This is a genomic window from Agromyces agglutinans, assembly GCF_009647605.1.
Taxonomy (GTDB): Bacteria; Actinomycetota; Actinomycetes; order Actinomycetales; family Microbacteriaceae; genus Agromyces; species Agromyces agglutinans.
In genome coordinates this window covers 41,115-58,872 of record NZ_WJIF01000001.1, presented here as the reverse complement: position 1 = coordinate 58,872, position 17,758 = coordinate 41,115, and the positions used below count along the sequence as shown (strand labels likewise).

Below are 17,758 nucleotides of genomic sequence, written 5' to 3'. Positions count from 1 at the left end.
CGACACATGAAACTCCAGTTCGCCATGGACACGCTGTCCACGGAATCCGCGCTCAAGCTCGCCGAGGCGGCCGCGCCCCACGTCGACATCCTCGAGCTCGGCACCCCGCTTATCAAGAGCGAGGGGCTGTCGGCGATCACCGCCGTGAAGCAGGCGCACCCCGACAAGATCGTCTTCGCCGACCTGAAGACGATGGACGCCGGCGAGCTCGAGGCCGAGATCGCCTTCTCCGCCGGCGCCGACCTCGTCTCCGTGCTCGGAACCGCGGGTGACAGCACGATCAGCGGCGCGGTCAAGGCGGCGAAGAAGCACGGCAAGGGAATCGTGGTCGACCTGATCGGCGTCGCCGACAAGCCGGCTCGTGCCAAGGAGGTCGTCGCCCTCGGCGCCGAGTTCGTCGAGATGCACGCCGGACTCGACGAGCAGGCGGAAGCCGGCTTCACCTTCGAGACGCTGCTGCGCGACGGCGAGGCATCCGGCGTCCCGTTCTCCGTCGCCGGCGGCGTCAACGCGGCGAGCATCGCCTCGGTGCGCGATGCGGGCGCTCGGATCGCGGTCGCCGGAAGCGCGATCTACAGCGCCGAGAACGTCGGCGAAGCCGCCGCACGTCTCCGCGCCGCCATCGGCTGAACGATTCGAGGAAGGCCGGGGGCGTGCCGCCCCCGGCCTTCGTCGGCCACCGGCACGACGAACGAGCCGAGCAGCGCTCGTGGCATCCGCGCTCATGTCGAGGGGAGCGCGGCACCCATCGCGCGCGCGACCACGAGTCCGCCGCCATGACCGGTGAGTCCCCCATCGACCGCGACCTCGGCTCCGGTGACGAACGACGCGGCCGGCGACAGGAGATGCGCGATGACCTGGGCGACCTCCTTCGGGGCTCCCGAACGCCCGAGCGGCGTCGCGTCCCGACTCGCCACTCGGAACGCCTCCGGCGCCCCGGCCGTCATCGAGGTCTCGATGTAGCCCGGGCTCACGAGGTTCACGCGGATGCCACGGGCGCCGAGTTCCATGGCCGCGGACTTCGTGATGCCGCGAAGCGCCCACTTGCTCGCACCGTACGCGATGCCGTAGTGCGCCGTCGTGCCTGCCGCCGATCCGAGGTTCACGATCGCGGCCCCCGGCCCCATCAGCGGAGCGATCGCCTGCATGCCGAGCGCCGGCCCCGTGGCGTTGACGGCGAACACGGCGTCGAAGTCCTCGCGCGTGACGTCATCGAGCCGGGCGCGCCTCGTGATGCCGGCCGCGTTCACCAATCCGTCGACTCGGCGGCCGTCGGCGGCGACCCGTGCGGCCAGTGCCGCCCACGCGCGAGGATCCGCGATGTCGAGGGTCACGCGCTCGACCCTCGGTGGGTCCGGATCCGCGGCGACCTCCCACCGCACGTCCGCCGCGATCACCTCGGCCCCCTCGTCGGCGAGCAGCGTCGCCGTCGCCTCGCCGATGCCCGAGGCGGCTCCGGTGACGACGTACCGCCTGCCTTCGTGTCCGTTCATCGCCCGCCCTTCCATCTCGATGCGTGAGGCCGCATCTTCACCACCGGTCCGGCGCTCACACCCGCGCGAACACGGCCGCGAGCGCCTGCCCGCCGCCGATGCACATGGTCTGGAGCGCGAGTTCCCCATCGAGGGCGGGCAGTTCGTGCGCGAGGGTGGTGAGCATGCGGATGCCGGTCGCCGCGATCGGATGCCCGATCGAGATGCCGCTCCCCCGCGGGTTCAGTCGCGCGTCGTCGGCGTCGAGCCCCCAGTCGGCAAGGCACGCGAGCACCTGCACCGCGAACGCCTCATTGAGTTCGATCACGTCGAGATCGGCGAAGCGGATGCCGGCGCGCGCGAGCGCGCGGTCCGCCGCGGGCACCGGGGCGACGCCGAAGCGCAGCGGGTCGTTGCCGGCGACCGCCCAGGAGACGAGGCGGAGCATGGGCGCGAGCCCGAGTTCGGCTGCGCGGGCCTGCGTCGTCACGATGCACGCAGCGGCGGCATCGTTCTGCCCGCTCGAGTTCCCGGCGGTCACCGTCGCCTCGGCATCGGCCCGCCCGAGGATCGGGCGGAGCGCGGCGAGCGCCTCGAGCGTCGTGTCGGCCCGCGGGTGCTCGTCGCGATCGACGGTGACGGTCCCGCGCCGGGCCGGGACCTCGACCGGCACGAGTTCGGCGTCGAATGCGCCCGACTGCTGCGCGGCGACGGCCATCCGGTGCGAGCGCAGCGCGAACGCGTCCTGCGCCTCACGCGAGACGCCGTATCCCGCACGGAGCAGTTCGGCCGAACCGACGTTGCCCTCGGGCGTCGGGAAGCGTCGGCCGCCGACGGTCTCGCGGCCACGCGCGAGCGCGTCGTGCAGCATGAGACCGGCTCCCGCCACACCGCGACGACCCTCGACCGTGTACAGCGGCGCGTTCGACATCGATTCGACGCCGAGTGCGATGACGGCGTCGGCGACGCCGGTCTGCACCTCCATCGCCGCATTGAGCACGGCCTGCAGGCCGGATCCGCAGCGGCGATCGAGCTGGTAACCCGTCGTCGTCACCGGGAAACCGGCGTCGAGCGCTGCGACGCGTCCGATCGCCGGCGCCTCCATCGTCGGATAGCCCTGCGCGGCGACGACGCCGTCGATCGCCGCGGGGTCGATGCCGGTGCGCGCCCGGAGCGCTTCGAGCACGCTGGTCGCGAGCGAATGGGCCGACACCGGCGCGAGCGCACCGCCCATGCGTCCGACCGGGGTACGGAGCGGTGAGCAGATCACCACCTCGCGCAGCTCGGTCATCGCGCCACGTCGACGATCCCGCCGACGACGGTGAACGCCGCGCCCGTGGCATCCGTCACCTGCTCGACGGTCACGCCGGGAGCGAGCTCGACGAGCTCGAAGCCGTCGGCGGCGACGTCGAAGACCGCGAGGTCGGTGATGACGCGGTCGACGCAGGCCCTTCCCGTCAACGGCAGCGTGCACTGCTCGACGAGCTTCGGCGTGCCGTCCTTGGCGACGTGCTCCATGACGACGATGACGCGTTCGGCGCCGTTGACGAGGTCCATGGCACCGCCCATGCCCTTCACCATCTTCCCGGGCACGGCCCAGTTCGCGATGTCGCCGCCGGCCGAGACCTGCATGGCGCCGAGCACCGCGGTCGTGATGCGCCCGCCGCGGATCATGCCGAAGCTCGCCGCCGAGTCGAAGTACGCCGCTCCCGGGAGCACGGTCACCGTCTCCTTGCCCGCGTTGATGAGCTTCGGGTCCTGCTCGCCCTCCCACGGGTACGGTCCGACGCCCAGGATGCCGTTCTCGGAGTGCAGCACGAGCTCGATGCCCGCTGGCAGGTGGTTCGGGATGAGAGTCGGCAGGCCGATGCCGAGGTTCACGTACGTGCCGTCCTCGAGCTCGCGCGCCGCGCGTGCCGCCATCTCGTCTCGGGTCAGCGGCATCAACGGCCCCTCTCGTTGTCGTCGTCGGTCGTGGATGCGCCGGGCCGCGGCCGCACCGTGATCTTCTCGATCGGCAGGTCAGCCGACTCCTGCGAGGTGAGCGCGATGACGCGGTCCACGTAGATGCCCGGGAGGTGGATATCGTCGGGACCGAGTACGCCCGGTTCGACGAGCTCGTCGACCTCGGCGATCGTCACGCGCCCGGCCATCCCGGCGAGCGGATTGAAGTTGCGGGTCGACTTCTCGAACCGCAGGTTGCCGTGGCGATCGCCGACCCCGGCGCGCACGAGCCCGAAGTCGGTGCGGATCGCCTGCTCGAGGACGTACTCCCGCGCGGGCCCGAACGCGTCGAACGCGCGGAGCTCCTTCGGCTCGCTCGTCAGGGCGATCTGGCCGTCGGGCGCGTAACGCAGCGGCATCCCGCCCTCTGAGACGGCGGTTCCGGCGCCGGTCGCGGTGTAGAACGCGGGGATGCCGACGCCGCCGGCGCGGAGACGTTCGGCGAGCGTGCCCTGCGGGGTCAGTTCGACCTCGACCTCGCCCGAGAGGTACTGGCGCGCGAACTCCCTGTTCTCACCGATGTAGCTCGCGATCACCTTGCGGATGCGGCCGGCGGCGAGCAGCTCGCCGAGCCCCCATCCGTCGACGCCGCAGTTGTTGGAGACGACCTCGAGGTCGTCCGCGCCCTGTGCGAGCAGCGCCCGGATCGCGACGATCGGCACTCCCGAGAGGCCGAACCCGCCGACGGCGAGGGATGCGCCCGACGGGATGTCGGCGACCGCGTCGGCGGCGCTCGAGACGGTCTTATCCATGGTTCTCCTCGGTGTCGTCGGAGGCGCCGGCCCCGGGGCCGGTTGCTCTCTGATCGGATGCCTCGCCGGATGCCTCGCCGAAGACGTCGCGCGCGATCGCGAACGCCGCGTTGGCCGCCGGCAGTCCCGCGTAGAGCGCGGTGTGCAGGAGCACCTCGGCGATCTCGTCGCGGGTGAGCCCGTTGCGCTGGGCGGCGCGCACGTGCATCGCGAGTTCGTGCCCATGACGGCCGGTCGTCAGGCTCGCCAGCGTGGCGATGGAGCGCTCCCGACGGCTCAGAGCCGGCCTGGCCCAGACATCGCCCCACGCGGTTCGGGTGATGAAGTCCTGGAAGGCCGCGGTCTCGGGTGTCGTCGCCGCGACCGCACGATCGACGTGGGCGTCGCCGAGCACCTCGCGTCGCACGCGCATCCCGCGTTCGGAGGCGCCGGCGGCCTGGTTCGCGCGCTCGACGTCCGCGACGTGCGCGGCGATCAGGTCGGCGGCGGTCGTCGGGGCTTCCAGCACGGCGAGGTGCGAGGTTCCCGCGATGGCGATCTGCCGCGCCTCGGGTATCCGATCGGCGAACGCCTGCATCGACACGGGCGTCGTCACGGCGTCGTGCTCGCCGCCGATCGCGAGCGTCGGCGCCGTGAGATGGGGCAGGTCAGCAGTGCGATCGAATTCGGCGAGCGCCTCGGCGCATCGCGCATACGACTCGTCGTCGACGTCGATCAGCGTCGTGAGGGAGCGAGCACCGGGGCCGCCGCCTTCGCGCTCGAGGAAGCCGGGCGCGAACCAGCGCGATGCGCTTCCCGTCACGAGCGAGGCGGTGCCGGCCGCCCGCACGGCGGCCGCTCGTTCGCGCCAGCCATCGGGCGTGCCGATGCGCGCGCCGCTGCAGGCGACGGTCAGCGAGCGCACGCGGTCGGCGTGCACGATCGCGAGTTCGAGTGCGACCGCTCCCCCGAGCGAGACGCCCGCGACGTGGAAGGTACCGCCACCGGCTTCGTCGACGACCGCGAGGACCGCGTCGGCGAGGTCGCCGATCGTGAACGGGTCGCGGGTCGCCGGGCTCGCGCCGTGCCCGGGAAGGTCGATACGCAGAATTCGCGCCGACGCCAGGCGCGGGTCGCCGCGCAGCGCGGCGACGACGCCGTCCCAGAGTGCGGTCGTGGTGCCGAGCGAGGGCAGCAACACCAGCAGAGGACTGGTCGCACCCGGCTGGGTGCCGGTCGCGAATGCGCCGCGCAGGACCGGGGCGGTCACGGCTGCTCCGATCGGTCGGCGATGCGGGTGAACCGCGCGAGGGCGTGGTCGACCAGGCGATCGGATGCCGCGACGAGCACCTCACGATCGGGTCCCGTTCCGGCCGCGCCCGAACCCGCGACGATCGCGGCGGCACGTTCCCGGTCGAACTCGAGGCCGGCGACCAAGCGCTCGGCCGCGATGCCGCTCGACCGCGCGAGTCGTACCAGGCGGCGGAGGGCCGGCCACTCGGCGTGCCAGCGGCCGGCCGAGCGCTCATCGCCCGCGATCGCGGCGCTGGCGAGGATCTGCAGGTGCGCGGGGGCCTCGACTGCGGCGGCGGTGATCGCGACCGCGTCGACCGGATTGCGCTTGTGCGGCATGGCCGAGGAACCGCCCGCGGTGGCCAAGCGCACTTCGCCGATCTCCTCGCGCGAGAGTTGGACGGCGTCTCCGCCGATGCGGCCGAGGGCCGCGACGGCCGAGGCCGAGGCGGCGGCGATGGCGACGACAGCGGTGCGCTCGGCATGCCAGGCACGGCCCGGGTCGTCGAGGCCCAGCTTCGCCGCGAGCGCCGCGCGCACCGTGTCGCTCGCGCCCCCTCGACCGGCCGTGGCATCCGCCGCCGTGCCGGTGCCGACGGCGCCGCCGAACTGCACCGGGTATCGCAGTGCATCGATCGTCTCGACCGCCGAGCCGACGCCGTCGAGCCAGCCGGCGGCGAGCACACCGAGCGTGCTGGCCTCGGCGTGACGCGCAACGGTGCGGGCCATCCGGATGCTCCCCCGCTCGGCGTCGGCGAGTACGGCGAGCTTGCGCCCGGTGGCGACGAGCGAGTCGCGCGTGGCACCGAGGACGCGACGCGCGACGAGCATGAGCGCGGTGTCGACGACGTCCTGGCTGGTGGCGCCGAGGTGGAGGCGGTCGGTCGCGAGGCGTGCGGCCTCCAGTTGCGCGCGGAGCGCCGGCACGAGGGCGACGACCGGGACGCCGTCGCGACGTACTCCGTCGCGAAGCGCGGTGCGGGTGCCCGGATCGGCGACGAGTGCTGCCGCATCGAGGGCGTCGGCCTGCGGGTCGAGGAACTCGTCGAGTTCGCTCCCCCAGGCGCGGAGCAACGCCCGCTCGACGTCGACCATCGCTGCCAGCACCGCGTCGTCGGCCGTGCCCGTGGGGTCGGCGGCGCCGGGATCGATCAGGCCCCAGTCGCTCGTGGCGTCGAGTCCGGTCATCGCGATACCCCGTAGTCGAGGAAGACCGTCTCGCGCTCGCCCTGCAGGCGGAGGTCGAAGCGGTACGAGCGCGGCGCGTCGGGCACGGCGACGAGGGTGTCGCGGCGCGCGGGATCGACGCTCACCAGCAGCGGGTCCGTGGCGTTCGCGCTCGGCTCGTCGCCGAAGTACGCCCGCGTGAACAGGTGGTGGGTGACCCCGCGCCCGAAGACGGCGATGAGCACGTACGGAGCCGATCCGTCGCGCATGGCGCCGGGCTTCACGGTCGTGAACGAGTAGCGCCCGTCGCGGTCGACGGCCGAGCGCCCGAACCCGGTGAACCCGTGCTGGTCCCGGTGGAACGACCCGCGTTCGGTCGAGGTGCGGCCAGAGGCATCCGCACCCCAGATCTCGATGATCGCGTCCGAGATCGGCGCTCCCGCGCCGTCGAGCACCACCCCGTGGAGTCGGATCGCGTCGGGCTGCCACGCGGCCCGCACCTCGGGACCGCCGGCGTACGGCAGGGCGTAGCCGAAGAACGGGCCGACCGTCTGCGACGGCGTCTGGCCGGTGTCACGCATGGTCGGCATCCTCCGGTTCCATCCAGGTCGATCGGGGGCCGGTGAGCACGACGTCCCACCGGTAGCCCAGCGCCCACTCGGGCTCCGAGAGCCCGTGATCGTAGGCGGCGACGAGACGTTCGCGTGCGGACGGGTCGGTGATCGACTGGTAGATCGGATCGAGCGCGAACAACGGGTCGCCCGGGAAGTACATCTGCGTGACCAGGCGCTGGGTGAACGCCGAGCCGAATAAGGAGAAGTGGATGTGCGCGGGCCGCCAGGCGTTGCGGTGGTTCTTCCACGGATACGCGCCGGGCTTGATCGTCGTGAGCCGGTACGAGCCGTCGTCTCCGGTGATCAGGCGCCCGACGCCGGTGAAGTTCGGGTCGAGCGGGGCCGGATGCTGGTCGCGCTTGTGCACGTAGCGGCCCGATGCGTTCGCCTGCCAGATCTCGACCAGCTGATTGCGCACGGGGCGGCCGTCGCCGTCGAGCACCCGGCCCGCGACGACGATGCGCTCGCCGAGCGGCTCGCCCGAGTGCTGGATCGTGAGGTCGGACTCCTCGGTCGAGACATCCGTGTGCCCGAATGCCGGCGAGACCAACTCGATCTCCTCGGGGTCGGCGCGAACGAGCTCGTGCGTCGGATGCCGCAGCAGCGTCGACCGGTACGGCGCGTAGTCGCGGCGCGGGTGCGCGGGCTGGGGCCGGCCGGCCGCGGCCGCGTCGTCGCGCTCGCGATCGGAACGCTCGGCGATCTCGGCGCTGATCGCCTCCTGCGTGAGTTCGGGCTGGGGTGCTGGTCGTGGCATGGGCGCTCCGTGGTGGTGTTCCGGGGGTCCGTGGGACCGGGGTCTGTGGACCGGGGTCCGTCGGCGTCAGGGGGTGAAGGGAAGGCCGGCGTACTGCTCGGCGAGACTCTGCCGGGCGGCCTGCGAGCCCGTGACGTACTCCAGCTGGCCGACCTGGCTGCGGTAGCGGAATGCCCTGGCCGAGGCATCCGGCACCTCTTGGTGGACGTGCAACATCTCGGTCATCCACTGCGAGAAGTGCTGCACCTTCCACTGCCGGGCCAGGGCCCGCGCGCTGTAGCGTTCGAGCCCCGTGTGGTCGCCGCCGCGATGCTCGAGGATGGCTCGGGCGAGGAGCGCGACGTCGGCGAGCGCGGAATTCAGGCCCTTGGCGCCCGTCGGCGGCACGATGTGCCCCGCGTCGCCCGCGAGGAACATGCGGCCGTGCTGCATCGTCGAGACCACGAAGCTGCGCATCGGGGTGATGGACTTCTCGGTGATGCGGCCCTCTTCGAGGGTCCATCCGTCGACGCCGAGCCGGGTCTGCAGAGCGTCCCAGATGCGCGCGTCGCTCCAGTCGTCGATCGACTCGCCGGGCGCCACCTGCACGTACAGGCGCGAGACCTCGGGTGAGCGCATCGAGTGCATGGCGAAGCCGTCGCGGTGCAGCGCGTAGACGAGGTCGTCGGTCGACGGGGGCACGTCCGCGAGGATCCCGAGCCAGCCGAACGGGTAGGCGCGCTCGTAGCCCACGATGCCGTCGGCGGGGATGCTTCGGCGGCAGACTCCGTGGTAGCCGTCGGTGCCGACGACGAAGTCGCATTCGAGCTGCTCGGGAGCGCCGTCCTTCGTGAAGACCACGGTCGGACGCGAGCCCGTGACACCGACGGGCTGCACGTCATGCGCCTCGAACACCACGTTCGATCCGAGACGCTCATGTTCCGCGAGAAGGTGCGCGACGAGCGCCTGCTGGCCGTACACCGTCACCGTGCGGCCGACGAGGTCGACGAAGTCGACGTGGTGCCGCTCCCTCTCGAACTGCAGGTGGATGCCTCGGTGGGTGAGCCCCCGCGCACGCAGGTCGGCGTCGAGGCCGTGCTCGGCGAGCAGGTCGACCGAGCCCTGCTCGAGCACGCCGGCCCGGATGCGCCCGAGTACGTGCTCGCGCGTCTGCGCCTCGAGGATCGTGAACGGCACGCCGGCTTGCGCGAGGAGGTGGCCGAGCATCAGGCCCGCGGGACCTGCGCCGATGATGGCCACGGAGGTGGAGGGTCGCAACGTTGCGCCTTTCGCGTTTCGAGCAGGATGGTCGAGGCTGCGATGGGATCGCATCGCTCGTCCGCCTTCAACCATCGACCGTGCTCGGCCGACGGGGAATCGGTGTTCGGCTATACCGGCATCACGACCGTCGATACCGATCGCTGAGCACCGACCCGACGACGGCCGACGCGACGGCCGCGGCGATGCCGGCAAGGCCGACCGCTGCGGTGAGCGAACCCGCCGCGAGGGTCAACCCAGCGATCAGCACCGGAGTGAGCGACTGCCCGAGGAAGAACGCCGCCGTCCACCAGCCGGTGATGCGCCCGCGATCGGTGAACTGCGCCGCCGCGACGACCCAGGTGATGAGCGAGGGCAGCAGCACGCCGGACCCGAACGAGGTGATCGCGGCGCCCGCGATGAGGCCGGGCCCCGTCGGCACGACCCAGATCGCGATCATCCCGACCGACTGCAGGAGGAATGCCGCCGGCAGCACGACGCCGCGCGGAAGCCGGGAGATCCGCGAGAACGACAGGCCGCCCAACGCGGTGGCGAGGGACGAGACGGCGGCGACCCAGCCGATCACCTGGGTGTTCTCCGCGGCCACGCCGGTCGCCACGACCAGGTAGCCGACCTCGAGGACGAGGACGTAGAACGTGAAGCCGCCGAACACCGTGACCCACAGCGGCCCGCCGATCCGTTCCCACGGGATGCGGGTTCGCAGCCGGAATCGACCTCCCGCGGCGGTGCGTTCGATCGCCTGCGGTCCGGCATCGGCATCGGTCGGCTCCCAGAGCAGCACCGCCATCACGGCGGCGATCCCGATGCTCACGGAGTACACCCAGAAGGGCGTCTTCCAGCCGGAGGCGCCGAGCGCGCCTCCGATCGCGATGAACGCCGTCGCGGCGAGCGTGGTGACGACGGTCTGCAGGCCGAGGTACCGGTTCCTCCGGCGTTCGCCCGGGAAGTAGTCGACGAGCAGCGTCGTGCACGCGGTCATGATGGCGGCCTCGCAGATGCCGACCACGACGCGGCTGGCGAGGATCGCGGCCAGCGAGTCCAGCCAGACCGGTGCGGTACCGGCGAGCGCGTAGACGAGCATGGCACCGAGCAGGAGCGATCTCCGGCCGAGGCGGTCGACGATCTGTCCCGCGAACGGCGCGAACACGGCGATCATGAGCGCCGGAAGCGCCACGATCAGCGGCACCAGGACATCGGCACCGGGTACGCCGCCGAAGTGCTCGGAGAGCCGCGGCAGCACCGGAGTGATCAGCACCGACCCGAGGACCGGCATGCAACTGCCCGCCAGCAACGGCGCTGCTTGCGAGAGCCCTGCGCGGCGGTGCGTCGGATCGGCTCGCCGGTCGGCGACACGCTTGGCCATCGGTTGCTCTCCATCGAGTCCGTCGGTTGCTTCGGTCACGGGCCGTCGCCGTCGCGGGTGCGACGGCGGGCACGGGTGCGGCGTCGACCCGACGCCGCACCCTCAGATCGCCGCTGCGCGATCGCTGGTCACTCGACGATGCCCAGTTCCCGCACGTCCTCGATCTCGCCCTCGTCGACCCAGCTCGCACCGTCGAATCGGCTGAGCTGGTACTGGAAGATCACCCGGCCGTGCGAGCTCTCCTCGAGCGTGATGCCGTCGCGCAGCATCGGGTTCTCGGTGCCGTCGAAGGAATCCCAGGCGGCGAGCAGGCCCTCGCTGTCGAACGAATCGGTTCGGGAGAGGGCGTCGACGAGCGCGGCGCCGAGTCCGTAGCCTTCGAGGGCGAGCGCGTTGGTCGCGTCCTTCTCGTGACCGGATGCCTCCATGTCGTCGAGGTACTGGGCGATCACGTCGTCGTCCGCGTAGCGGGGATCGGACGGATCCTTGAAGAACTCGAACGAGTAGGCGCCCTCCACCGGGCCCGGGCCGGAGATGTTGATCACCGTGTGGAAGTCCGAGACCGTGGAGGAGAGGAACACGGTCGGCTTCCAGCCGATCTGGTCCATGTAGGCCAGCGTCGCGCCACCGGTCGGTGCGCCGATGTTGATGATGACGGTGTCGACGCCGGCAGCCTGGAACTGGCTCACCTGCGCGCTGAGGTCGGCGGTACCCGGCGGCACGGCCGCGACCTGCGCCGGGGTGACGCCCTGCGCGGCGAGGCCCGCGAGGTGGCTCTCGGTGAGGTCGTTGTTGAAGCCGATGTAGCCGACGACGGCGTCCGGTGCATGCTCGGTCAGCCACTTGCCCTGGAGTTGGGCCTCCCACGAGACGTCCGGCCAGAAGGCGCGCTGCATCGGGAAGGCCTCGATGTCGCTGAGCGGCGAGTTGCCGGCCATCGAGACGCCCATGACCTGCTTCTGGCCGAGGTACTCCCGGCCGGCGATGGAGATGCCGCCGAAGTTCACGACGGCGATCGCGCCGTCCTGTTCGACGAACTTGCGCTCGTTCTCGACGAGGCGCGCGGGGTCGTACGCGTCGTCGGCCGTGACCAGTTCGATCTCGCGACCGTCGACCCCGCCGTCCTCGTTGGCCGCGGCGATCGCGGCCTCGAGGCCGGCCAGGCCCGGAGCCACCGAGCCGAGGGGGCCGCTCTGCGGCCAGCTGGCGCCGATCACGATGGGACTGTCGTCCGCGGACTGCGCGTCGCTCCCGGTCGCCGCTCGCGGCGTGCATCCCGCGAGTACGAGCACGGCTGCGGTGGCGACGGCGAACGTGGCGACCGTGCCACGGCTTCGTGTCTGGTGATTCATCGGATTTCCTCTCGGGTGGTGGACGGTGGTGTCGGTGGTGCTGTGGCGCGGCGCTCCCTGAGGACGCGCTCGATGGAGCTCGCCAGACGGCGGCCGGCGCCGGCGATACCGCTGGAGGCGACGATCACGCAGAGTCCGAGCACGACGGCGAACACGAGCTGGGCGAGGTAGGCGGACGCCTCCCCAGGAATGACGGAGCTCGCGAGCGAGGGCAGGTAGACCACCATCGCGGCGCCGAGGATCGCGCCGATCCAGGATCGGCTGCCGCCGACGACGGATGCCACGAGCAGGGTGATCGAGAAGACGAGCGGGTACGACTCGGGCACCACGAGGCCGAGCACGAAAGCGAAGATCGCTCCGCCGAGCGCGGCCAGGACCGAGCTGATGACGAAGAACTGCAGCTTGAGGCGCTCGACGTCGACACCGTTCGAGACGGCGAGGATGCGGCCCGCTCGGATGAGCGAGAGTGCGCGTCCGGTCCGTCGCGCCACCAGTTGGTCGAGGAACGCGATCGTGAGCACCAGCAGGGTGAGGACGACGAGGTAGGACCACTGGGCATCGGTGAGCGAGTCGGTCGGCGACGGGAATGCGGGCGCGGCAAGGGTCACGCCCGCCTGACCCCCGGTGAAGTCCGAGAATCGGTACAGCAGCACGGGGAACAACGCCGCGATCACGATCGTGAGCAGGCCGAGGTTGAAGCCGCCCATGCGGACGGCGGGCAGGCCGATGACGAACCCCACGAGGGCCCCGACCGCGATCGCCGCGAGCAGGGCGACCCAGACCGGCCATTCCAGGTACCGGATCGCCATCATCGCGGCGTATCCGCCGATGCCGAACGTGGCGCCCTGGCCGAGGCTGACCTGACCGGAGAATCCGGTCAGCAGGTTCAGGCTCGCGACGCCGATCGCGACCGCGGCGACACGGCTGAGGTTGAAGAGGTCGTAGTCGCTGACGAGGAACGGGACGGCGACGGCGATCGCGACGGCGACGACCGCCGTCCAGAAGCCCGGCGTTCGGTACCTGGGGCGGATGTCGGGCGCTGTCGCCCGGCCGGTCGGTTCGGTGTGCACGACGGGGGCGCTCATGCTCGCACCACGCTTTCTCGGCCGAAGAGGCCGGCAGGCTTGACCAGGACGACCGCGATGACGATCGCGAACGCGAACACCACGTTGAGGTCGCCGCCGAGGCCGGGGATGTATCGACCGCCGATCGCCGTGAGCACGCCGATGATGAGGCCACCGACGACGACGCCGACGCGGCTGCCGATGCCGCCGAGGTTGGCGGCTGCGAGCGCCATGAGCAACGGGACGGTCATCATCGCGGGCGAGAGGCCGAGGGTGGGCGCGGCAACCACGCCGGCGACGGCGCCGACCGCGCAGGCCGCGGCCCACCCGGCCGAGAGCCACAGGCCGGAGCGAAGCCCCAGGAATGCGGCCGAGCGCGGGTTCTGCGCCACGGCGCGCAGTCGGAGCCCGAAGGTCGTCCGCGTGAACAGGAGCGCCATCACGAGCATCGTGGCGGCGACCAGGACGACCCCGCCGATCTGCTGGCTGGTCAGCCTGAGTCCGGCCAGGTGCACCACCCAGGTGCCGAACGGGCTCGGGAAGCCGCGCGGATCCGTTCCCCAGATGATGCTGATGATCGCGTTCAGTCCCAGCAGCAGCGTGACGCCGAGGGTCATCAGCGAGTCCTCGCGGTGCGGCGGGACGAATCGCACGACGCCCTGGTAGAGCGCGGTGCCGAGCGCAGCGGATGCCACGACGGCGATCGCGATCGCGGGCCAGATCGGGATGCCCGCTTGAACGCACGACCACGCGATGTACGCCGCCACGACGGCGAGTTCGCCCTGCGAGAGGTTGAGCATGCCGGTGCCCTGGAACACCACGCCCAACGCGAGCGCGAGGGCCGCGTACACGACCCCGGTCATCAGGCCGTCGAGGCCGATCTGCAGGAACTCGATCATCGTCCCGCACCTCCGCCCAGGTAGTCGGCGTGGATGGCATCGACCGTCGCGAGGTCGCCCGAGGGGCCGTCGTGCACGACTCGGCCCCTCGACAGCAGCACCGCCCGGTCGGCGATGGCGAGTGAGAGTTTCGCGTTCTGCTCGGCGAGGAGGATTGTCAGTTCCCACGCGTCCCGCAGCCCGCTCAGCCGCTCGAACAGGTCGCGAGCCGTCAGCGGCGCGAGGCCGAGCGACGGTTCGTCCACCAAGAGCAGGCGTGGCCGGGCGAGCAGCGCCCGCGCGACGGCGAGCATCTGCGCCTGCCCACCGGAGAGGGCCGCCGCCGGTCGGCGCCGGAATTCGCGCAGGACCGGGAAGGTCTCGTAGATCAGGTCGAGATCGGTCTGCACCGCGGACCTGGAGCGGAAGGACGTTCGACTGATCGCACCGATGCGGAGGTTCTCCTCGACGGAGAAATCGGTGAACGTGCCCCGCCCTTCGGGGACGTGGCCGATGCCGAGCCGTGCGACGGTCGCAGTGGACCGGCCATCGAGATCCATCCCGGCGAAACGGCACGAACCCGATGTGTCGACCGCGCGGCAGATCGCGCGCAACAGCGTCGACTTGCCCGCGCCGTTCGCTCCCAGGAGGGCGACGATGCTTCCCTCTTCGACTCGGAGGTCGACAGCATGAAGCACCTCGACGCGTCCATATCGGGCGCGAAGCCCTTCGATCTCCAGCAGGCTCATGCCGCCACCTCCGCATCCGTTCCGAGGTACGCCGCGACGACCGCCGGGTCCTGCCGGATGGCGTCCGGAGCGCCGGTCGCGAGCAGTCTGCCGGCGTCGAGCACGGCGATCCATCCGGCCGTCCGCATCACCAGCGCGACGTCATGCTCGACGAGGACGCTGGTCATCCCGGTCGCGCGGCCCTGTTCGGCGACGAGTTCGAGGAGCTCGTCGGATTCGGCGGCGCTGAGTCCGGCGGCGGGCTCGTCGAGCATCAGGATCCGGGGCCGGGAGGCGAGCGCGCGGGCGACCTCGGCGCGGCGGCGATCCGCGTGCGGCAGGGCCCCTGCCGGCACGTGGGCGACGGGGGCCAGGCCGACGGCGGTCAGCCGCTCCCACGCGACCTCGCGCGCCTCGCGCTCCTCGCGACGTGCGCTGCGCGTCCCGAGGAGGACGCCGGCCGGTCCGGTCCTCGTCCACGCGTGGGTGCCCACGAGGACGTTCTCGAAGACCGACTCGGCGTCGAGCAGCGTCGGCGTCTGGAACGTCCTCGCGATTCCCGCGGCCGCACGCCGGTGCGCGCGGAGATGCTGGATGTCCGCTCCCGCGAGGGCGATGTCGCCTTCGTGGCGGTAGATGCCGCTGATGCAGTTGAACAGGGTCGTCTTCCCCGCCCCGTTGGGTCCGATCACCGCGGTGACGCCGCCTCGGGGCACGTCGAAGGTGACGTCGTCCAGTGCCCGCACGCCGCGGAACGAGATGCCCACGCCGCGCAGGCTCAGGATCGGCGCGGCCGGCGACCCGCTCGATGCGGCGCTCATGCGAACGTCACCCGCATCGGCATGGTCTCCCAGGCGCGGAGCGTGTTGTTCAGGTGGCGCTCGGGCTCGGCGGTCGACTCGATGGTCCGGACCCGTCGTGCCAGAGCGGTGACCAGCGAGACGGCTTCGAGCCGTGCGACGTGCTGGCCCACGCACTGGTGGATGCCCATGCCGAAGCCGACGTGGCCGGAGGGATCCCGGGTGAGGTCGAACCGCTGCGGGTCTCTCCAGTGCCTGGGGTCGTGGTTCGCCGACCCGAGGAACATCAGGATCTTGCGGCGCCGGGGAATCAGCGCGTCGCCGACCACGAGGTCGCGCGTCGTCGTCCGGAAGAACGTCTGCACCGGCGCCTCCAGCCGGATCGCCTCGTCGAAGGCGACCCGCGCCAGGCCGGGGTCCTCGCGCAGCATCGCCCACGCCTCGGGATGGGTCGCGAACGCGTGCAGGATCGCGCCGATCGCGTGCACGGTGGTGTCGACGCCCGCCGACAGCAGGGACCGCACGACGAGCGGCGCCTGCTCGGTCGTGAGATCGCCGCGATCCGCGGCAGCCCAGATGGCGGCGCCGAAGCCGCCCGGAGCGATGCGCTCGCGCGCGCACTGCTCGATCACCCAGGCCGAGTGCTCGGCGATGTGCGGGGCACCGTGCCGGACGAGGAAGTTCTCGGGCCCGAAGCTGTTGAACAGGTGGTCGCCGTATGGCAGCAGGTGCTCGCGCCCTTCCTGCGGGATTCCCACGGCATCGGGGAACACCCGAAGCGGGAAGGCCTCGGCGAGCGCCTCCACCGCGTCGAACTCCGGCCCGCGGGCGAGGACCTCATCGACGAGGCGGTCGGCGTCCGCCTGCCACCTCGGGGCCAGCTCCCGCAGCGCCCGGGGGCCGAGGATCTTCGCGAGCACGGAACGCGGAGCGTCGTGGTGCGGCGGATCGGCCTCCAGCAGGAGGCTGGGTGGGCGCCAGGGCGGCTCGGTTCGGAAGTCGGTGATGCCGACGCCCGCCGAGGACTCGAATCCCTGCCAGTCGAGGAGCGCGGACCTGACCGTGTCGTAGCGGCCCATGGCGTAGACGCCGTACCGCTCGAGCAGGACGACCTCGCCGGCCTCCCTCAGCCGATGCTGGAACGGGAGCGGGTCCGCCAGGACCGCTGCGCTGAACGGGTCCTCGTCGGTCGTGGGAACCGTGGCGGGTGCCGTCGGGGTGCTGATGGTCATCAGGTCTCTCTTCGTCGAGATGAGGTGTTCGATGTCGCGGGAAGGTGGGGCCAGTCTCAGAGGGCGATCACGAGTCGGTCGCTCTTGGATCTGGATACGCACGGGAAGAAGCAGGTGCCGGCTGCTCGTTCGCCGTCGTCGAGGATGGCGTCGCGGTGGTCGGGTTCTCCGCTGACCACGTCGGTCTCGCAGGTGCCGCAGACACCGCGCGAACACGAGGTGAGGAGGTCGAATCCGGCTCGACGGAGTGCTCCGGCGACGGGCTCGCCCGGCGCGACCTGAACGACCCGCCCGGAACCGAGGACCTCCACCTCGAACGGCGTCGTCCGCGCGGGCTCCCCCGCGTCCGCGGCGGTGAACCGTTCCAGACGCGACCATCCCGGCCGCCACCCGGCGGTGGCGGCGCCGACGTCGTCGATGAGCGACACCGGCCCGCAGGTGTACGCCTTGACCTCGGGGTCGAACGCGTCGAGCCACCTTCCGATGTCGATCCGGCCGCCGTCGGAGGTGTGCACGACGACGCGTTCGCCGTGATCGGCGACGAGTTCGTGGACGAACGGCATCGACGACCTCGTGCGACCGAGGTAGAGCAGGTCCCATTCGGCGCCGAGTGCGGTCGCCGCTCGGAGCATGGGAAGGATCGGCGTGATGCCGATGCCGCCCGCGACGAACCGGTAGCGCGGCGATGGCGTGAGCCGGAAGTTGTTGCGCGGTCCGCCGAAGCCGACCGCGTCGCCGACGGTGAGCCGATCGTGGATGAAGCACGAACCACCGCGTCCCTCGGGCTCGCGCAGCACCGCGATCTCGTACCGGAGCGGGTCTCGCGGGTCGCCGAGCAGCGAGTACTGGCGCGTCGCACCGTCGGGCAGGACGAGGTCGATGTGGGCACCGGGCGTCCAGTCCGGGAGCCTCGTGCCATCGGCACGCCCCAGGGTGAGGTGCACCACGCGATCCGTGACCGGCTGCTTGCGCTGGACGATCAGGGTGTCGCGTGGAGCCGGGGCCGGGTTCCTCGCCTCGTTGCGAGCCGCCATCGGGGCCTCCTC

18 protein-coding genes are annotated in these 17,758 nt (G+C 71.6%); 1 reads left to right on the top strand and 17 read right to left on the bottom strand.

Annotated features, from left to right (window positions below):
* Nucleotides 1–6: 6 nt before the first annotated feature.
* Complete coding sequence (hxlA, locus tag GE115_RS00290) at nucleotides 7–630, top strand: 3-hexulose-6-phosphate synthase (protein ID WP_153682855.1); 624 nt, start codon at nucleotides 7–9, stop codon at nucleotides 628–630.
* A 92-nt stretch (nucleotides 631–722) separates the two neighbouring features.
* Here the strand turns inward: hxlA and GE115_RS00285 are convergent, their stop codons facing one another.
* From GE115_RS00285 to GE115_RS00205, 17 genes are all read right to left on the bottom strand, one after another.
* Entirely contained in the window at nucleotides 723–1,493 is a 771-nt protein-coding gene (locus GE115_RS00285) for an SDR family NAD(P)-dependent oxidoreductase (protein WP_153682854.1), read from the bottom strand.
* A 55-nt stretch (nucleotides 1,494–1,548) separates the two neighbouring features.
* Nucleotides 1,549–2,763, bottom strand: a complete 1,215-nt coding sequence (locus GE115_RS00280) for an acetyl-CoA C-acetyltransferase (RefSeq protein WP_246190454.1) — start codon at nucleotides 2,761–2,763, stop codon at nucleotides 1,549–1,551.
* A complete protein-coding gene (locus GE115_RS00275; RefSeq protein ID WP_153682853.1) occupies nucleotides 2,760–3,416 on the bottom strand; it encodes a CoA transferase subunit B in 657 nt (218 codons plus the stop codon). Before GE115_RS00275 ends, GE115_RS00280 begins: the two co-directional genes overlap by 4 nt.
* A complete protein-coding gene (locus GE115_RS00270) occupies nucleotides 3,416–4,228 on the bottom strand; it encodes a CoA transferase subunit A (RefSeq protein ID WP_153682852.1) in 813 nt (270 codons plus the stop codon). The genes GE115_RS00275 and GE115_RS00270 overlap by 1 nt, the downstream gene beginning before the upstream one ends.
* Nucleotides 4,221–5,477 (bottom strand): bifunctional 3-oxoadipate enol-lactonase/4-carboxymuconolactone decarboxylase PcaDC, encoded by a 1,257-nt coding sequence (pcaDC, locus tag GE115_RS18655; RefSeq protein WP_312854718.1) that lies wholly within the window; start codon nucleotides 5,475–5,477, stop codon nucleotides 4,221–4,223. Before pcaDC ends, GE115_RS00270 begins: the two co-directional genes overlap by 8 nt.
* Complete coding sequence (locus tag GE115_RS00260) at nucleotides 5,474–6,688, bottom strand: lyase family protein (protein ID WP_153682851.1); 1,215 nt, start codon at nucleotides 6,686–6,688, stop codon at nucleotides 5,474–5,476. The genes pcaDC and GE115_RS00260 overlap by 4 nt, the downstream gene beginning before the upstream one ends.
* On the bottom strand, nucleotides 6,685–7,248 hold the full coding sequence (gene pcaG / locus GE115_RS00255) for a protocatechuate 3,4-dioxygenase subunit alpha (RefSeq protein WP_246190453.1): 564 nt from the start codon (nucleotides 7,246–7,248) through the stop codon (nucleotides 6,685–6,687). Before pcaG ends, GE115_RS00260 begins: the two co-directional genes overlap by 4 nt.
* Nucleotides 7,241–8,038 carry a protocatechuate 3,4-dioxygenase subunit beta gene (gene pcaH, locus GE115_RS00250; protein ID WP_153682849.1) on the bottom strand — a complete coding sequence of 266 codons (798 nt, stop codon included), beginning with the start codon at nucleotides 8,036–8,038 and terminating at the stop codon, nucleotides 7,241–7,243. Before pcaH ends, pcaG begins: the two co-directional genes overlap by 8 nt.
* A 66-nt stretch (nucleotides 8,039–8,104) precedes the next feature.
* Complete coding sequence (locus GE115_RS00245) at nucleotides 8,105–9,277, bottom strand: 4-hydroxybenzoate 3-monooxygenase (RefSeq protein WP_216648726.1); 1,173 nt, start codon at nucleotides 9,275–9,277, stop codon at nucleotides 8,105–8,107.
* 139 nt (nucleotides 9,278–9,416) lie between these two features.
* Nucleotides 9,417–10,697, bottom strand: coding sequence for an MFS transporter (locus tag GE115_RS00240; protein ID WP_312854717.1), 1,281 nt, complete (start codon nucleotides 10,695–10,697; stop codon nucleotides 9,417–9,419).
* Between the two features lie 89 nt (nucleotides 10,698–10,786).
* Nucleotides 10,787–12,010 (bottom strand): ABC transporter substrate-binding protein, encoded by a 1,224-nt coding sequence (locus tag GE115_RS00235; RefSeq protein WP_153682847.1) that lies wholly within the window; start codon nucleotides 12,008–12,010, stop codon nucleotides 10,787–10,789.
* On the bottom strand, nucleotides 12,007–13,095 hold the full coding sequence (locus GE115_RS00230; protein ID WP_153682846.1) for a branched-chain amino acid ABC transporter permease: 1,089 nt from the start codon (nucleotides 13,093–13,095) through the stop codon (nucleotides 12,007–12,009). The genes GE115_RS00235 and GE115_RS00230 overlap by 4 nt, the downstream gene beginning before the upstream one ends.
* Entirely contained in the window at nucleotides 13,092–13,973 is an 882-nt protein-coding gene (locus GE115_RS00225; RefSeq protein ID WP_153682845.1) for a branched-chain amino acid ABC transporter permease, read from the bottom strand. The genes GE115_RS00230 and GE115_RS00225 overlap by 4 nt, the downstream gene beginning before the upstream one ends.
* Nucleotides 13,970–14,701 carry an ABC transporter ATP-binding protein gene (locus GE115_RS00220; RefSeq protein ID WP_153682844.1) on the bottom strand — a complete coding sequence of 244 codons (732 nt, stop codon included), beginning with the start codon at nucleotides 14,699–14,701 and terminating at the stop codon, nucleotides 13,970–13,972. Before GE115_RS00220 ends, GE115_RS00225 begins: the two co-directional genes overlap by 4 nt.
* A complete protein-coding gene (locus GE115_RS00215; protein WP_153682843.1) occupies nucleotides 14,698–15,501 on the bottom strand; it encodes an ABC transporter ATP-binding protein in 804 nt (267 codons plus the stop codon). The genes GE115_RS00220 and GE115_RS00215 overlap by 4 nt, the downstream gene beginning before the upstream one ends.
* Nucleotides 15,498–16,712, bottom strand: a complete 1,215-nt coding sequence (locus GE115_RS00210) for a cytochrome P450 (RefSeq protein WP_153682842.1) — start codon at nucleotides 16,710–16,712, stop codon at nucleotides 15,498–15,500. The genes GE115_RS00215 and GE115_RS00210 overlap by 4 nt, the downstream gene beginning before the upstream one ends.
* A gap of 56 nt (nucleotides 16,713–16,768) precedes the next feature.
* Nucleotides 16,769–17,746, bottom strand: coding sequence for a PDR/VanB family oxidoreductase (locus tag GE115_RS00205; protein WP_153682841.1), 978 nt, complete (start codon nucleotides 17,744–17,746; stop codon nucleotides 16,769–16,771).
* Between the last annotated feature and the right edge of the window lie 12 nt (nucleotides 17,747–17,758).

Bases quoted from the DNA above. Each gene is read 5' to 3' on its own strand.
- hxlA (WP_153682855.1), top strand. From the start codon at position 7: ATGAAACTCCAGTTCGCCATGGACACGCTGTCCACGGAATCCGCGCTC.
- GE115_RS00285 (WP_153682854.1), bottom strand. From the start codon at position 1,493: ATGAACGGACACGAAGGCAGGCGGTACGTCGTCACCGGAGCCGCCTCG.
- GE115_RS00280 (WP_246190454.1), bottom strand. From the start codon at position 2,763: ATGACCGAGCTGCGCGAGGTGGTGATCTGCTCACCGCTCCGTACCCCG.
- GE115_RS00275 (WP_153682853.1), bottom strand. From the start codon at position 3,416: ATGCCGCTGACCCGAGACGAGATGGCGGCACGCGCGGCGCGCGAGCTC.
- GE115_RS00270 (WP_153682852.1), bottom strand. From the start codon at position 4,228: ATGGATAAGACCGTCTCGAGCGCCGCCGACGCGGTCGCCGACATCCCG.
- GE115_RS00260 (WP_153682851.1), bottom strand. From the start codon at position 6,688: ATGACCGGACTCGACGCCACGAGCGACTGGGGCCTGATCGATCCCGGC.
- pcaG (WP_246190453.1), bottom strand. From the start codon at position 7,248: ATGCGTGACACCGGCCAGACGCCGTCGCAGACGGTCGGCCCGTTCTTC.
- pcaH (WP_153682849.1), bottom strand. From the start codon at position 8,038: ATGCCACGACCAGCACCCCAGCCCGAACTCACGCAGGAGGCGATCAGC.
- GE115_RS00235 (WP_153682847.1), bottom strand. From the start codon at position 12,010: ATGAATCACCAGACACGAAGCCGTGGCACGGTCGCCACGTTCGCCGTC.
- GE115_RS00230 (WP_153682846.1), bottom strand. From the start codon at position 13,095: ATGAGCGCCCCCGTCGTGCACACCGAACCGACCGGCCGGGCGACAGCG.
- GE115_RS00225 (WP_153682845.1), bottom strand. From the start codon at position 13,973: ATGATCGAGTTCCTGCAGATCGGCCTCGACGGCCTGATGACCGGGGTC.
- GE115_RS00220 (WP_153682844.1), bottom strand. From the start codon at position 14,701: ATGAGCCTGCTGGAGATCGAAGGGCTTCGCGCCCGATATGGACGCGTC.
- GE115_RS00215 (WP_153682843.1), bottom strand. From the start codon at position 15,501: ATGAGCGCCGCATCGAGCGGGTCGCCGGCCGCGCCGATCCTGAGCCTG.
- GE115_RS00210 (WP_153682842.1), bottom strand. From the start codon at position 16,712: ATGACCATCAGCACCCCGACGGCACCCGCCACGGTTCCCACGACCGAC.
- GE115_RS00205 (WP_153682841.1), bottom strand. From the start codon at position 17,746: ATGGCGGCTCGCAACGAGGCGAGGAACCCGGCCCCGGCTCCACGCGAC.